Source organism: Wenyingzhuangia gilva (assembly GCF_030519655.1).
Classification (GTDB): Bacteria; Bacteroidota; Bacteroidia; order Flavobacteriales; family Flavobacteriaceae; genus Wenyingzhuangia; species Wenyingzhuangia gilva.
Genome location: NZ_JAUMIT010000002.1, coordinates 311,567 through 327,458, shown reverse-complemented (window position 1 = coordinate 327,458; position 15,892 = coordinate 311,567). Strand labels below are relative to the sequence as shown.

Annotated in this window: 13 protein-coding genes; 5 read left to right on the top strand and 8 right to left on the bottom strand. The window is 30.6% G+C overall.

Annotation, left to right across the window (positions count from 1 at the left end; all coding sequences use genetic code 11):
• On the top strand, positions 1–1,248 hold the full coding sequence (locus QVZ41_RS06495; RefSeq protein ID WP_302883738.1) for an ammonium transporter: 1,248 nt from the start codon (positions 1–3) through the stop codon (positions 1,246–1,248).
• Between the two features lie 58 nt (positions 1,249–1,306).
• Here the strand turns inward: QVZ41_RS06495 and QVZ41_RS06490 are convergent, their stop codons facing one another.
• The 4 genes from QVZ41_RS06490 to QVZ41_RS06475 all read right to left on the bottom strand — a co-directional run bounded on the left by QVZ41_RS06490 (position 1,307) and on the right by QVZ41_RS06475 (position 5,961).
• Complete coding sequence (locus QVZ41_RS06490) at positions 1,307–2,398, bottom strand: hypothetical protein (protein ID WP_302883737.1); 1,092 nt, start codon at positions 2,396–2,398, stop codon at positions 1,307–1,309.
• Positions 2,399–2,411: 13 nt separating this feature from the next.
• A complete protein-coding gene (locus tag QVZ41_RS06485; RefSeq protein WP_302883736.1) occupies positions 2,412–3,164 on the bottom strand; it encodes a hypothetical protein in 753 nt (250 codons plus the stop codon).
• Positions 3,151–3,711 carry an RNA polymerase sigma factor gene (locus QVZ41_RS06480; RefSeq protein ID WP_302883735.1) on the bottom strand — a complete coding sequence of 187 codons (561 nt, stop codon included), beginning with the start codon at positions 3,709–3,711 and terminating at the stop codon, positions 3,151–3,153. Before QVZ41_RS06480 ends, QVZ41_RS06485 begins: the two co-directional genes overlap by 14 nt.
• Before the next feature lie 159 nt (positions 3,712–3,870).
• Positions 3,871–5,961, bottom strand: a complete 2,091-nt coding sequence (locus tag QVZ41_RS06475; RefSeq protein ID WP_302883734.1) for a S9 family peptidase — start codon at positions 5,959–5,961, stop codon at positions 3,871–3,873.
• Between the two features lie 150 nt (positions 5,962–6,111).
• On the opposite strand from QVZ41_RS06475, the gene QVZ41_RS06470 reads away from it, so the two are divergent.
• The 4 genes from QVZ41_RS06470 (at position 6,112) to QVZ41_RS06455 (ending at position 9,612) form a co-directional block, all read left to right on the top strand.
• Positions 6,112–6,417, top strand: a complete 306-nt coding sequence (locus QVZ41_RS06470; protein ID WP_302883733.1) for a YbaB/EbfC family nucleoid-associated protein — start codon at positions 6,112–6,114, stop codon at positions 6,415–6,417.
• A 485-nt stretch (positions 6,418–6,902) separates the two neighbouring features.
• On the top strand, positions 6,903–8,303 hold the full coding sequence (locus QVZ41_RS06465; RefSeq protein WP_302883732.1) for a type III PLP-dependent enzyme domain-containing protein: 1,401 nt from the start codon (positions 6,903–6,905) through the stop codon (positions 8,301–8,303).
• Positions 8,293–9,225 carry an agmatinase gene (gene speB / locus QVZ41_RS06460; RefSeq protein WP_302883731.1) on the top strand — a complete coding sequence of 311 codons (933 nt, stop codon included), beginning with the start codon at positions 8,293–8,295 and terminating at the stop codon, positions 9,223–9,225. Before QVZ41_RS06465 ends, speB begins: the two co-directional genes overlap by 11 nt.
• Positions 9,226–9,300: 75 nt before the next feature.
• Positions 9,301–9,612 carry a hypothetical protein gene (locus tag QVZ41_RS06455; protein ID WP_302883730.1) on the top strand — a complete coding sequence of 104 codons (312 nt, stop codon included), beginning with the start codon at positions 9,301–9,303 and terminating at the stop codon, positions 9,610–9,612.
• 65 nt (positions 9,613–9,677) lie between these two features.
• Here the strand turns inward: QVZ41_RS06455 and folE are convergent, their stop codons facing one another.
• The 4 genes from folE to QVZ41_RS06435 all read right to left on the bottom strand — a co-directional run bounded on the left by folE (position 9,678) and on the right by QVZ41_RS06435 (position 15,892).
• Positions 9,678–10,343, bottom strand: a complete 666-nt coding sequence (gene folE / locus QVZ41_RS06450) for a GTP cyclohydrolase I FolE (protein WP_420896125.1) — start codon at positions 10,341–10,343, stop codon at positions 9,678–9,680.
• Positions 10,344–10,389: 46 nt separating this feature from the next.
• Positions 10,390–11,766: a histidine--tRNA ligase gene (gene hisS / locus QVZ41_RS06445; RefSeq protein WP_302883728.1), complete on the bottom strand. Its 1,377-nt coding sequence runs from the start codon at positions 11,764–11,766 to the stop codon at positions 10,390–10,392.
• A 139-nt stretch (positions 11,767–11,905) separates the two neighbouring features.
• A complete protein-coding gene (locus tag QVZ41_RS06440; protein WP_302883727.1) occupies positions 11,906–13,123 on the bottom strand; it encodes a hypothetical protein in 1,218 nt (405 codons plus the stop codon).
• A 387-nt stretch (positions 13,124–13,510) separates the two neighbouring features.
• A complete protein-coding gene (locus tag QVZ41_RS06435; protein WP_302883726.1) occupies positions 13,511–15,892 on the bottom strand; it encodes a ribonucleoside-diphosphate reductase subunit alpha in 2,382 nt (793 codons plus the stop codon).

The following is a 15,892-nucleotide window of genomic DNA, read 5'->3' as shown; positions in this document are numbered from 1 at the left end:
ATGGAAACTACTTTAAATTTTACAATTAATAACTTGTGGATGATGGTATCAATTGCATTGGTATTCATTATGCATTTAGGATTTTCAACTTTAGAAGTTGGTTTGGCTAGATCTAAAAATGCCATCAATATATTATTTAAAAACTTTATGATTGTTGCAATAGGACTGCTAACCTTTGCTATTTGCGGTTTTAACCTAATGTATCCTGGTGGAGATTTTTCTGTTTTTAATTTCTCTGGATTTGGAATTTCTCTTCCTGAAAATGGACTAACAGTTGACTATAATGGAAGTTTTACCTATTGGACAGACTTTTTATTTCAAGGAATGTTTGCCGCTACTGCTGCAACTATTGTATCTGGTGCCGTAGCTGAAAGAATAAAGCTAGGATCTTTCTTAATTTTCTCATTATTCTATGTAGGTGTTGTTTACCCAATTATAGGTTCTTGGGGTTGGGGAGGTGGATTCCTAAGTCAAATGGGATTTTATGATTTTGCAGGATCTACTTTTGTTCACTCTGTTGGTGGTTGGGCTGCAGTAGTTGCTGTTATTTTATTAGGACCTCGTTTAGGAAAATATTTGTCTGATGGTTCTATCAAACCTATCGTTGGGCATAACATTCCTTTAGCTGCTTTAGGAGTTTTCTTGTTATGGTTCGGATGGTTTGGATTTAACGGAGGTTCTGTTTTATCTGCAGATGCAGGAACAGTTTCACTAGTTTTAGTAACTACCTCATTGGCTGCAAGTGCTGGTATTATAGCTGCTTTTGTAACTTCATACTTAAAATTTAAAACTTATGATATTACCATGGCATTTAACGGTGCCTTAGCTGGATTGGTTGGTATTACTGCAGGAGCAGATTTAATGTCTCCTTTAGATGCTATTATCATCGGATTCATTTCAGGAGTCATTATTGTTTTTGCTGTTGGTATTATTGATAGATTTAAAATGGATGATCCTGTTGGAGCTATTGGTGTACACTTAATTTGTGGAACCTTTGGTACTTTAGCTGTGGGAATCTGGGGAGATAAAGGACTTTTTAATACTGGATCTTTTTCTCAATTAGGGACTCAGGCATATGGAGTAATGGTCGTAGGAATTACTTGTTTGGTTACCTCTTTTATTATTTTATTTACTCTTAAAAAAACAATAGGATTAAGAGTTTCTGAAAAAGAAGAAAAACAAGGGTTAGATATTCATGAGCATGGAATGAATGCTTATGAGGACATCAACCTAAACGATAATGAATAAATTTTATTTTATTGAACAAAAAAACCGAGCAATTTGCTCGGTTTTTTTTATATCATAACTAAAGAATATCACATCTAATCCCTAAAGAAACATTCCTAATTTCCGTATTTTTAAATAAAGGATTTAAGTCATACTTTGCATAAATTCCAAAACTTTTGTAAGCTATATATCCACTGACTCCATAATTAAGAATACTGGTATTAAAATCTCCTTTTTGTAATTCTTCAATTTTTAATCCATCAGCATCTTTATATTCTAAATATTGCCTTGTTCCTAATTTAAAACCCGCAAAACCTCCGACTCCTAACCTAATAGATTCATTGGTTTTATCTCGTTTTCTTCCATTAGAATATTTTCCGTTTTTAGATAAATCTAATTCTAAATATAAAGGAAATATCATTTGCACGTTTCTAAGTCTACTTTCAGACAAGTTTACTGTGCTAACCACTAAATCAGTTTTATCTACATTAACCTTATGATATTGATTGTTTGTTGCTCTTAAATTATTCCATAAAAATGAAACACCATATTTAAAATACATTTTTCCTGACTCTTTAGCCATAAGTGTTTTCCACGTCCATCCTATTTCATAAAAATGTGATTGCCAAAATTTATAATTTGAATTCTCCAAGGAAGATAATTGATTATCAACTAAAACATTATTTATCCCCATTGCTAAAACAAGCTGAGAAGTTGTTTTTTTATTTTTTGGCTCTTTTTTTAATTCCTTTTTTTTCTTTTTGTCTTTATCATCCTCAACTGCAATGCTAAACCTTTTATTATCTATACTAAAAGAAACATCAACATCTTCCTCTGTATCAATTTCATCTCTACTCTTAATCTTATCATTGGTTTTATCTTGTACCAACTGTTGTAATTTATGTTCTTGTACTCCTACCAAGTCTTCTATTCTTTTGGCATGATATGCTGCTGCAGATTTTTTTAATTGGTTTGACTCCTCTAGTGTAATTATTCTAGATGCTAATTTTTTATTAATTTCTCCGACTTTTACTCTTAAAGAATCTTTTTGTGTTTTTGTAATTGATTCAATATTTTTTGATATTTTTTTTACTTCGTTCTCAAAATATTTTTCTTGAGAAAAAACAAAAGTTGTACAGAACAACAGTAACATTAATAAATTTCTTTCCATTTTTATTTTCTTTTTAGTCATTTCTATTTGCTAAGCTGGTCGCTAAGGTTCTAAACTCTCCCTTTATTAATTTTATAAAACTCTTCTTAAAAGTTTCTTCATCAACACTTTTTTCCACTTCGGCCAATAACGTATTGGCATCTACATCAAGACTTTGTTCATCCAATTCTTGTTGAATTGTTCTTAAAAGTTCATCTCTATTAACATGATATTGAGCATAGTACTTTTGATATATTTCTTGATCATCTGTCACAGAAGCCAACAAATCTTCGCTATTGATTTTTATCCTAGAATTTGATTCTTTCTTCACAACAGGAACTTCTTTTTTTTCAATCTTTAAACCTAAGTCAGCAACATCTAATGGTATTTTGGCACTTGTTTTAATTTTTATATAATTCATTTTTATAATAGGAACCTCCTTAAAAGAATCTTGATTTGAAGCAACAAGAACATTTTCTGATTCACTCGGTTTTTTGGTTGATTTTTCTACTATTGGTTTTATCAACTTTGTACTATCGGTTATCACATTATTGGCTAGTTTATTTGATGAACTAAAATAATCTTCATTAAAACTCAGCACAAAGGCTACTGAAATTAATAGCAATATACCAGCAGCATAACCTATATATAAAAACCAGTTACGTTTCTTCTTTTGAGGAACGGTATCTAACTGATTACTCAAACGTTCCCATGCAGAATTTGAAGGTTGTATTGTTCTAGATTTTAGTAAACCTCTAACAATCTCATCAATATTATTTGTCTCCATTTACTGTTCTATTCATGATTATATAATTCTCTTGCAACCATTTTCTTGCTTTAAATAATTGTGATTTAGAGGTGTTTTCTGTAATATTTAATTCTTTTGCTATTTCTGAGTGTTTATAACCTTCTATAGCATATAAATTAAAAACCATTTTATACCCTGTAGGCAATTCATCAATTAATTTCTGAATATCTTCTAATTCCGTACCTTCCATACTAACCACTGCCTGTACATCAAAGACGAATTCATCATCTGAAAATTGTATCGGATGTTTTTTACGTAAATACGTAATACAAGTATTTACCATAATTCTTCGTATCCAACCTTCAAAATTTCCTTCATTTTTAAATTGAGAAATACTAGTAAAAACTTTTAAAAACCCTTGAAGCATTAAATCTTCTGCATGATGTAAATCTTTTACATATTGCCTACAAACCCCTAACATTTTAGGAGAATATTGCTCAAACAAACGTTGTTGTGCCTCTCTTTTTTGAAGAACAGCATCAGCTATTAACTGATTTGTTTGATGATGCAATGGTATTGTTTTCAATCGTTTTTATAGTTTTGATGCCTTACAAATATATAGACTACATGTGTCTGAAAATAGTTGCCTAAGATTAAAAAATCTTGTTTAATTAAATCCCATTAAGATACTTAAACAAAAAAACCGAGCAAATTGCTCGGTTTTTTGTTTATATATTCTTTTGAATTATTCTACTAAACCTTCTAAGTCTAAAATGAAAGCATATTCCATGGCAGTTTCTTTTAAAGAATCAAAACGACCAGAGGCACCTCCGTGTCCCGCTTCCATATTGGTGTACAAGTACAACTTATTATTGTCTGTTTTTAACTCTCTTAATTTGGCAACATATTTTGCAGGCTCCCAATATTGCACTTGAGAATCGTGTAAACCTGTAGTAACAAAAATATTTGGATACGCTTTTGCTTCTATATTATCATATGGAGAATAAGATTTGATGTAATCATAATAAACTTTATCATTAGGATTTCCCCACTCATCATATTCTCCTGTAGTTAAAGGAATACTTTCATCTAACATTGTTGTTACAACATCTACAAAAGGAACTGCTGAAATTATTCCATTGAATAATTCAGGATTCATGTTACATACTGCTCCCATCAGTAAACCTCCTGCAGATCCTCCCATAGCATACAAATGCGCTGGAGAAGTCATTTTGTTATCAATTAAATACTTTGCACAATCTACAAAATCATTAAAAGTATTTTTCTTGTTTAATAGTTTTCCATCTTCGTACCAAGGTCTTCCTAAATATTCCGATCCACGAATATGAGCCAAAGCAAACACAAAACCTCTGTCTAACAAACTTAAACGGGTAGTACTAAAGCTATCATCTACAGTATGTCCGTATGAACCATAAGCATACATAAATACAGGTGTATTTTCGTTAATCTTGGTATCTTTTCTATGCACAATAGAAAGCGCTACTTTTTTTCCATCTCTGGCAGTTACCCAAATACGTTTACTTATGTAGTTCTTTTTATCAAACTTCCCTCCTAGTACTTCTTGTTCTTTTTTAATGATTTCTTCTTGAGTATTCATATTAAAATCTATTACAGAACTTGGAGTAGTCATAGAATTATAACCAAACCTTAACCATGGGGTATCAAACTCAGGATTTCCATATACGTAGGCTGAATAAGTTTCTTCTGCAAATGGTAAATAGTAATCATTACTTCCATCCCATTTAATAATTCTTATTTTACCCAATCCGTCTTTACGCTCTTCTAATACTAAGAAATCTTTAAAAATAGTCATGTCTTCTAACAAAACATCTTCACGATGTGGAATGACATCTATCCAATTTTCTTTGCTTGTAGCAGTTTCAGATGTTTTCATCAACTTAAAGTTGGTCGCTCCATCTTTGTTGGTTTGAATATAAAAAGAGTCATTAAAATGCGTAATGCTATACTCTAAACCATCTTCTCTGGCTTGAAAAACTTTAAAATCTCCCGTAGGATTATCGGTTTCTAAATATTGATATTCCGTTTGTAAGGTACTGTATGAACCTATTAAAAGATATTTTTTAGATTTTGTTTTTCCCACATAAACTCCATAGGTATCATCCTTTTCGTGAAACACCAACACATCTTCTCCAGAAGTAGTTCCTAAGGTATGTCTATAAATTTTATCACTTCTTAATGTAATGTGATCTTTTTTGGTGTAAAACAACGTTTGATTGTCATTTGCCCAAGTAGCAGAACCTGTGGTAAATTCAATAGTATCTTTTAACATTTTCCCTGTAGTTAAATCCATAAAAAACAGGGTATATTGTCTTCTACCAGTATTATCTACACTATATACCAATAAATTATTATTGGTACTTACGGATAGTCCGCCAACATCAAAATATTCATACCCTTCTGCCAGCACATTCACGTCTAATAAAATTTCTTCCTCAGCATCTAAGGAACCTTTTTTACGTGTATAAATTGGATATTGACTACCAAAATCATAACGAGTAATATAGAAATAACCATTCTTAAAATAAGGAACAGAACTATCATCTTCTTTAATTCTGCTCTTCATTTCCTGAAATAAATCTTCCTGAAACTTAAGTGTATGCTTGGTTTCTTCTTCATAAAAAGAATTTTCCTCACTTAAATACGTTAATACTTTTTGTGTTTTATCCGATGGATTTTCCGCTTCTTTTTCAGCATCAGACAAACGCATCCAATAATAATTATCGATGCGAACATCTTCATGTTTTACTAATTTTGTTGGAATTTTATCGGCTATTGGAGCTGTTATCACCTTCATTTTGTGGCATTTTATTAAGAGAGCAAAAATAGCAATTCCCAATAGGATAAAGACATTTCTTTGCAGAATGTTTTTCATAGTCTTGATGAATATTTTACTGAAGATATTAATTATCTTTTTATATTGTTTAAAAATTAAAATTAGAAGTTTATGTTTGGAGATATGTCTAAAATGATGAGTCAATTACAAGACGCTAAAAAAAATGTAGAGGAAGCTAAATTAAAATTAAATGATATTTTAATAGAAAGTAACAGTGGGAATGGTTTGGTAAACGTCACCATTTCTGCAAGCAAACAGGTTAAAAAAATAGACATAAACGAAAATTTACTAAGTGATAAAGAAGCCTTAGAGGATTATTTAATTTTAGCATTAAATGATGCCATTACAAAAGCAGACAAAATTCAGGAACAAGAAATGGCCATCGCTGCAAAAAAAGGAATAAATTTTGGTTTCTAAAAAACCTACCTTTTATAGAAACAAAAAATACAAATAAAATTATTTTCTTTAAATATTTATTAAGATATTGCAATTTTACCAAAAGGAAACAAACAATATAACCTATTGAATATCAATATAATTAAACAATTACGGGCTGTGATTGTTTTTTTTTTTACTTTTTTTTAAAATTGCTTTTTCAGTTCAAAAAAAAAATTACTTTTGCTCATATATACAATTGTAAAAATGTTATTGTTTTTATTTTTCGGTTATGTCTGCATGAAGATATTAAGCACACATAATATGGCAAGTAGTCATAACGGAATAAAAAAGTATTCTTCAAAATTTTTTCTTTTTGTAAACAACCCTTTTAAAGTTTTAAGGTTAAGACACGTGTATTTAGTAATTAGAGTGTAGTATTTTGTATTTCATAAAAAAATGTCCAAATTAGTATCTAATAAGATATTAACATTTAGGAGTTATTTATCAAATTTCAAAAACAAAAAATGCGTAACAAATACAAAGATTTAATCAACCAAACTTTTTATTTTCCACAAGAAGAATTTAAACTTACAGACGACGACGAGCTAATGTTTCACGACATTGACGTTTCGGCACTAATAGAAGAGCATGGAACTCCATTAAAAATAACTTATTTACCCAAAATTTCAGAAAACATTCAGAAAGCTAAAAATTGGTTTGCTAGTGCTTTTGAAAAACACAATTATCAAGGTAAATATTTTTATTCTTACTGTACTAAAAGTTCACACTTTAAACACGTGTTAGATGAGGCTTTAGAGAATAATATTCACATAGAAACCTCATCAGCGTTTGATATTAACATTGTAAATGCCCTATTAGAAACCGGTAAAATTAACAAAGACACTTTTGTGATTTGTAATGGTTTTAAAAGGGAGCAATATGTAAGTAATATTGCAGATTTAATTAACAACAAACATAAAAACTGCATTCCTATTATTGATAATTATGAAGAATTATCTTTATTAGAAGAAGAAATAAATAGCAGTTTTAATGTAGGAATCCGTATTGCATCAGAAGAAGAACCAAAGTTTGAGTTCTATACTTCTAGACTAGGTATTGGATACAAAAATATAGTGCCTTTTTACAAAAAACAAATTGAGGAAAATCCTAAGGTAAACTTAAAAATGTTGCACTTTTTTATCAATACAGGTATTAAAGACAACGCCTATTATTGGAACGAATTACACAAATGTTTAAAAGTATATGTAGCCTTAAAAAAGATCTGTCCAACCCTAGATTCTTTAAACATCGGTGGTGGGTTTCCAATCAAATCTTCTTTAGGATTTGAATATGATTATGAATACATGGTTGATGAAATTGTATATCAAATCAATACTGTATGTGAAGATGCTAAGGTAGAAGTACCCAATATTTTTACAGAATTTGGAAGTTTTACCGTAGGGGAAAGTGGAGCAAATTTTTATAAAGTTTTATATCAAAAACAACAAAACGATAGAGAGTTATGGAACATGATTGACTCTTCTTTTATTACCACTTTACCAGATTCTTGGGCCATAAACAAACGTTTTATTATGTTGCCTATTAACAGATGGAACGAAAGTTATGAAAGAGTATTATTAGGAGGATTAACATGTGATAGTGATGATTATTACAACTCAGAACAACATAGTAACGCTATTTATTTACCAACATATCACCCAGACAAACCTTTATACATAGGCTTTTTTAATACAGGTGCATATCAGGAATCAATAGGTGGATTTGGAGGTTTACAACACTGCTTAATTCCACAACCAAAACAATTAATTATACAAAAAAGTAAAGACGGAAAATTAACAACCACCGTTTTTAGAGAAAAACAATCTTATCAAGAATTTTTAAACATTTTGGGTTATGAAAAATAACTACGCAAACATCGCTAGCGAATACGCTAAAAAAGAAACTGCTAAAGTCGTATTAATCCCTGTTCCTTATAATGGAACCGATTCTTGGCAAAAAGGAAGTGACAAAGCTCCTCAAGCTTTTTTAAAAGCATCTGAAAGCCTTGAACTTTATGATATTGAAACAGATTCTGAAGTATACAAACAAGGAATCTTTTTGGCAGATGCTGTTTCTGAAAACAAAACGCCAGAAGCTATGTCTGCTGCTGTTTACGAAAACGTAAAAACGTATTTAAACACAAATAAATTTGTAACTATTGTTGGTGGAGAGCACTCTGTTTCAATAGGAACTATAAAAGCTTTTAACGAGCATTTTGATAATTTAACAGTATTACAAATTGATGCACATGCGGGAATTAGAAAAGAACATTTAGGATCTAAAATTAACCATAACTGTTCTATGTACCACGCAAGCCAAGTAACCAATTTAGTACAAGTTGGAGTTCGTAGCATGGGGCATATTGAAAAAACTGTAATTGATTATGACAAAGTTTTCTTTGCTCATGATTTGGCTACTGATGACTATTGGATGGAAAATGCTATTGAAGCCATGACAGATAATGTATATATTTCTTTTGACTTAGATGGATTTGATCCTTCTATTATGCCGTCTGTAGGAAATCCAGAACCAGGAGGTTTATTTTGGTATGAAACTTTAGACTTTTTAAGAAAAGTGTTTGAAGAAAAAAATGTAGTAGGGTTCGACTTGGTTGAATTATGTCCTAACGAACATGATAAAACTTCTGATGCTTTAGCTGCAAAATTATACTACAAAATGTTAAGCTATAAATTTGAATTAGAAAAAGATGATAGCCTAGGAATTGATGAAAATGATTTTAGCACCAAGAAAAATAAAATTGGAAAGTTCTCAGATGATGAAGAATAAGAACAATTAAAACAACAAAACAAACAACCTTATATAGTCTTTGAAATAGACAACTAACGACAAACCTTAGTTCTTATGAAAAGAATCATAATTGACCACTCAAAAGTAACAGACGAAATCTTAAACATCATTATGGAAGATTATCCTGATGGATACACTGATAGAGATGTTTTAAAATTTAAAAACCACAAAGGAGAACTTATTGAAGCTCTTGAAATTAAATTAGGCGATGATATTTATTTGGTAAAAGTTGGAACTAAATTAGACAAAGCCATTGATAACTTTGTTGAAGAAAATGATGAAGACAGCGATAACGAACCTGCTGATGATCTTGATGTAGATGAAGATTTACTAAAAGATGAAGATTCAGATGACGACGAAGATTAGTTATAAAAAAGCCGAGCAATTTAAAATTGCTCGGCTTTTTTATTTTTATATAACATCAAACTCTATTAAAACTTAGTTTCTAATTTGATATAATCTCTAAATTCTTTTTGTTTATCAACATTTTTAAAAGCACCTCCAAACTCAGCCGTTACTGTTGAACTTTCAATGTCTTTTACTCCTCTAGAATTTACACACAAGTGTTTAGCATCTATTATACAAGCTACATCCTCTGTTCCTAAAGCCTCTTGTAAAGCTTTTACAACCTGACGAGTTAATCGCTCTTGTACTTGAGGTCTTTTTGCAAAATGATCTACAATACGATTCATTTTAGACAAACCTACCACAGTACCTTTAGAAATATAAGCAACATGTGCTCTACCAATAATAGGTAATAAGTGATGTTCACAAGTAGAATAAACCACTATATTTTTTTCTACCAACATTTCACCATATTGGTAGCTATTGTTAAAGGTAGATAACTTAGGCTTGGTTTCTGGATTTAAACCTCCAAACAATTCTTTAACATAGGCTTTTGCCACACGTCTTGGAGTTCCTTGCAAGCTATCATCCGTTAAGTCTAACCCTAACGTTTCCATGATTTCTTTAACATTTTTTTGAATTTTCTCTATCTTTTCAGCATCAGATAATTCAAAAGCATCTGCTCGCATTGGAGTTTTAGTCACATCACCAATGTGGTTATCTCCTATATCATCAATCTCTTCGTAGTTCATTATGTCAATTTCTTGGGACATATTTATAAAATTATAGGGTGCAAATTTACGAATTAATTACGACTTGTAGCAATTCATTTAACTTATACACCAATTGTTCACCTGTACTCATATTTTTTAACGTATAAGTACCCTCTTCTATTTCTTTTGATCCTACCAACACCACAAACGGAATGTTTCTTTTGTTGGCATACATCATTTGCTTTTTCATTTTTGCATCACTAGGATACAATTCTGATTTAATTCCTTCTGCCCTTAGCTTGGCAATGGCTTTGGTCGCATAAAGTGCTTCTTCATTACCAAAGTTGATAAATAAAATATCTGGTCTTGGCTGAGCTACTTCTTCAAACAACCCTAACTCCTCTAAAACCAAATAAATCCTATCCAACCCAAAAGAAATTCCAACACCACTCATATCCTTTAAACCAAAGATTCCTGTTAAATCGTCGTAACGACCTCCACCTCCAATAGATCCCATTTTTACACCTTCTGGAGCCGCTACTTCAAAAATAGCACCTGTGTAATAATTTAATCCACGAGCTAAAGTTACATCTAAAGTTAAATTTGCCGATTGTAATCCAATCGTTTCTATGGTATCTATAATGAATCTTAATTCTTCTACTCCTTTGGTTCCTTCTACTGAACTAGCCAGCATATTAGCTAACTGATTTAATTTCTCTTGATTGGTTCCTGTAAAATCAAATAAGGGAGCTACTTTTTCTATGGCTTCTTCAGAAATACCTTTTTCTAGCATTTCTTTGGTTACTCCTTCTTTCCCAATTTTATCTAACTTATCTAAAGCCACCGTAAAATCGATTAACTTATCACTAGCATCAATAATTTCTGCAATACCTGATAATATTTTTCGGTTGTTCATTTTAACAGTTACACCATTTAGTCCCAACTTGGTAAAAACGGTATCATATAACTGAACAAAATCTACTTCTTGCCAAAGAGAATCACTTCCTACTACATCGGCATCACATTGATAGAATTCTCTAAAACGACCTTTTTGAGGACGATCGGCTCTCCAAACTGGCTGAATTTGATATCTCTTAAACGGAAATTCAATTTCATTTTGATGTTGTACCACGTAACGTGCAAAAGGCACAGTTAAATCGTAACGCAAGGCTTTTTCACTAATGACACTTGTTAATTTTTGACTATCCTTACTTGCCAATAAATTTTCATCAGCTTTACTTAAGTAATCTCCAGAATTTAAGATTTTAAAAATCAATCGATCTCCTTCCTCTCCATACTTCCCCATTAAGGTTTCTGAGTTTTCAAAAGAAGGTGTTTCTATAGATTGAAATCCAAAAGTTTGGAAAACAGACTTAATGGTAGTAAAAATATAATCTCTTTTTGCTACTTCAACAGGAGAAAAATCTCTAGTTCCTTTAGGAATACTTGGTTTTTGTGCCATACAAATGCCTTGTTTTTTTGAAAGCACAAATATAAATAAACTAAAAGCTAATCTGTCATGAAATCAGAAGCTATTTCATAAAACAAAAAAGCCACTTTGAAATTTCAAAGCGGCTTTAATGATACTTGAACATTAAAAATTACTTTCGAAGAATTAATGCTTGATATATAATAAATCTTAAATAAGAAAGAGCATCAATATCCTCTTCAGCTAATAATTCTATTTTCTTAAATACTGATAATAGATCAACTACATTCCTTATTCTTTTTTTATCTAACTCATTAATTAATGAGCCTTTGATTTTTTTAACTTCGTCTCTCTTTGCTTTTTCTATTTTTTCTCTAACCAAAAATTTTATTTGCTCAGGATTTCTTATAGTATGAATTTTAGAAATATCTTCAAACAACTCATCATGAATCTTTTTAGCATCTGAGATACTCCTTAATTCGGATATTGCTGTTTTAGGAACTTGATTATGTTTTATAGATAAGATATCTGACTTTATATTTCTTGGCAGCATAATTAATTCTTCAAATTTTGTTTCATCAAAAACAATAGAACAGACAGCTGAAAATCTTAAAGCTTCTCTTTTAATCTCATCATTTGATACAATAATAATATTTTTCACATAACCAATATCTTTTAACTCTCTTCGATCTGAACTTTCAAAATACATTTTAACAAATGATTCATTATACTCAAACATATTTAAGCTATAAAAAACATTATTTCTTTTCATTTCTTCGTGAAGTGTTAATAAACCTATAACTATTGTCAAATTATTATCATAATTGTGATATTTTTTTTGAGAAATAATAGCTCTTAAGTAGTACTTATCTTCATCTATTTCATGTAAAATTCTATACTTCTTATCTATCGCACATACTTTTTTAAGATAATCAAAATTTAATTTTACAAGATCACTATATCCGCATTGAATTATTTTGTTTGCATATTTATCCATTTGGTATAAGCAAGTGAAGAAATCTCTCTTTGCAGAATAAATAGGACTTACGGAAATATTTTTCACTCCTAATTTCTCAAAATAATCACTACTACATATATTATGAAAATTAATAGTAAACTCCATATCATCATACAGTGATATATTATTTAGCGAACTTAATAAATCTATTTTATTAAACTTTGAGTTTATTAACTTCTGAGTTTCAACTATTGTGGTAGCTCCTTTAATATTGATAAATTCATCTTCTATGGATTTAAAATTTAATAATTCCAAAAACTCTATTGACATAGAGTCTTCTCCTAATAATTTGACTAAATCAGAAACCTTTATTCCTGTGTCCTCTTTTAAAACATTTCCTTTTTTTACTATTTTTTTGTTAAATCTAATCATAACTTAATAAGTTATTAACACTCTAAACAGCTATTATTCCCTTTGAAATATAGACCTGTTTGAATATTTATTAATAAAAGCGGAAATAATTATTTTGTAGGAGAAACTAGAATTAGTTACTTTTGAAGTAAATAAGGAAAGATGAGGTAATCTCTGTCTGTTTCTTCTATTTTTTGAAAATATTTTTTTTGCCGTCCAAAGCTAAAAACTTTCAAATTAAAAATTAAGGGGTATTTCCAGTATCCCTTTTTTTGTGCATTATTTTTCTCCCTCTATTTTAGATTAAAAAAGGTTAAACAAATTATATAAAAACTCCTAAGAGTATTTAGTATGTGTTAATATTACCACACTAAAAAATCTCTTAGGAGTATATATTTACTTTATTCTTTAAGATCCACACATTTCACAATCATCTGGATTTTCTCTAGATTGTAAAACCATGGCTTTAAATTCTTCTGGAGTTAAAGGCTTATCTTCTACTTTTTTATCATTATTTAAGGTAAACTTAATTGCATTTACTGCAGATTTTGTTCTTAGATAATACATTCCTGTTTTTAATCCTGATTTCCAAGCATAGAAGTGCATTGAGGTTAATTTAGAATAATTAGCATCTTCCATAAACAAGTTTAATGATTGAGATTGATCGATAAAATATCCTCTTTGACGAGACATATCAATAATATCTTTCATACTTAATTCCCAAACTGTTTTATACAAATCTTTTAAGTCTTGTGGAATTCCTTCAATATGCTGAATAGAACCATTGGCTCTCATCAACTCTTCTTTTAAAGCATTATCCCATAAACCTAACTCAACTAAATCTTCTAATAAGTGTTTATTAACAACAATAAACTCTCCTGACAATACTCTACGAGTATAAATATTTGAGGTATAAGGTTCAAAAGCTTCGTTGTTTCCTAAAATTTGAGAAGTAGATGCTGTTGGCATTGGAGCCACTAATAAAGAGTTACGAACACCATTCTTCATTACTTTTTCTCTTAATTCAGCCCAATTCCAACGACCACTTAATTCTTCATCCTTAACTCCCCACATATTATATTGAAATTCTCCTTGTGACATTGGAGAGCCTTCAAATGTAGAATAAGCTCCTTTTTTTGTAGCAATTTCCATAGACGATTCTACTGCTGCAAAATATAAGGTTTCAAAAATATCTTTGTTTAATTGCTTTGCTTCATCAGAAGTAAATGGCATTCTTAACATAATAAAAGCATCAGCCAATCCTTGAATTCCCAATCCTACAGGACGGTGTCTCATGTTAGAATTTTCTGCTTCTTTTACAGGATAGTAGTTTCTGTCAATAACCGTATCTAAATTACGAGTTACTTTTTTAACTACTTTGTATAATTTATCGTGGTTAAAGAACTTTTCGCCTTTGTCATTTGTTTCTACAAACATTGGAATTGCAATAGATGCCAAGTTACAAACCGCAACTTCGTCTTTTGCTGTGTATTCCATAATTTCTGTGCACAAGTTAGAAGAACGAATAACCCCTAAATTCTTTTGATTAGACTTGCGGTTCGCTGCATCTTTGTACAACATGTATGGATTACCAGTTTCTATTTGAGATTCTAAAACTTTTTCCCATAATTCACGAGCTTTAATGGTTTTACGTCCTTTTCCTTCCGCTTCGTATTTGGTGTATAATGCTTCAAACTCTTCTCCATAAGTATCATATAAACCTGGACATTCATTAGGACACATCAACGTCCATTCCCCGTTTTCTTCAACACGCTTCATAAATAAGTCAGAAATCCACAATGCCAAGAATAGGTCTCTTGCACGTTTTTCCTCTGCTCCAGTATTTTTTCTTAAATCTAAAAATTCAAAAATATCAGCATGCCAAGGTTCTATATAAATAGCAAAAGAACCTTTACGTTTACCTCCTCCTTGATCTACATAACGAGCCGTATCATTATAAACTTTTAACATTGGAATAATTCCGTTAGAAGTTCCGTTGGTTCCGCGAATGTAAGAACCTGTAGCTCTAATATTATGAATAGACAAACCGATACCCCCAGCTGACTGAGAAATTTTTGCCGTTTGTTTTAAAGTATCGTAAATACCATCAATACTATCATCTTGCATTTGTAATAAAAAACAAGAAGACATTTGTGGTTTTGGGGTACCAGAATTGAACAAAGTTGGGGTTGCATGTGTAAAAAACTTTTTACTCATTAAGTTATAAGTCTCAATAGCTTCTTCAATATCATTTAAGTGAATACCTATTGCTACACGCATTAACATGTGTTGTGGACGTTCTGTAATTTGTCCGTTAATTTTTAAAAGATAAGAGCGCTCTAAAGTTTTAAAACCGAAATAATCGTAGTTAAAATCTCTATCATATACAATTGAGGAATCTAATAAAGCTGAATTTTCCTCAATTACTTTATACACTTCATCTGAAAGCAATGGAGATGCCAAACCTGTACGCGGGTTTACATACTCATACAATTCTTTCATGGTTGCAGAAAAAGATTTTTCTGTATTCTTGTGTAAGTTAGATACTGAAATTCTTGCCGCTAACTTTGCATAGTCAGGATGTGCTGTAGTTAAGGTTGCGGCAATTTCTGCTGCTAAGTTATCTAATTCAGAAGTGGTGACTCCATCATACAACCCTTCAATCACACGCATTGCTACTTTTACTGGATCTACCAATGGGTTTAATCCGTAACAAATTTTTCTAATTCTAGCCGTGATTTTATCAAACATCACAGACTCTTTGTGTCCATCTCTTTTAATTACGTACAT

Excerpts from the sequence above, each read along its gene's own strand:
- QVZ41_RS06495 (WP_302883738.1), top strand. The coding sequence starts at position 1 with ATGGAAACTACTTTAAATTTTACAATTAATAACTTGTGGATGATGGTA.
- QVZ41_RS06490 (WP_302883737.1), bottom strand. The coding sequence starts at position 2,398 with ATGGAAAGAAATTTATTAATGTTACTGTTGTTCTGTACAACTTTTGTT.
- QVZ41_RS06485 (WP_302883736.1), bottom strand. The coding sequence starts at position 3,164 with ATGGAGACAAATAATATTGATGAGATTGTTAGAGGTTTACTAAAATCT.
- QVZ41_RS06475 (WP_302883734.1), bottom strand. The coding sequence starts at position 5,961 with ATGAAGGTGATAACAGCTCCAATAGCCGATAAAATTCCAACAAAATTA.
- QVZ41_RS06470 (WP_302883733.1), top strand. The coding sequence starts at position 6,112 with ATGTTTGGAGATATGTCTAAAATGATGAGTCAATTACAAGACGCTAAA.
- QVZ41_RS06465 (WP_302883732.1), top strand. The coding sequence starts at position 6,903 with ATGCGTAACAAATACAAAGATTTAATCAACCAAACTTTTTATTTTCCA.
- speB (WP_302883731.1), top strand. The coding sequence starts at position 8,293 with ATGAAAAATAACTACGCAAACATCGCTAGCGAATACGCTAAAAAAGAA.
- QVZ41_RS06455 (WP_302883730.1), top strand. The coding sequence starts at position 9,301 with ATGAAAAGAATCATAATTGACCACTCAAAAGTAACAGACGAAATCTTA.
- folE (WP_420896125.1), bottom strand. The coding sequence starts at position 10,343 with ATGAACTACGAAGAGATTGATGATATAGGAGATAACCACATTGGTGAT.
- hisS (WP_302883728.1), bottom strand. The coding sequence starts at position 11,766 with ATGGCACAAAAACCAAGTATTCCTAAAGGAACTAGAGATTTTTCTCCT.
- QVZ41_RS06440 (WP_302883727.1), bottom strand. The coding sequence starts at position 13,123 with ATGATTAGATTTAACAAAAAAATAGTAAAAAAAGGAAATGTTTTAAAA.
- QVZ41_RS06435 (WP_302883726.1), bottom strand. The coding sequence starts at position 15,892 with ATGTACGTAATTAAAAGAGATGGACACAAAGAGTCTGTGATGTTTGAT.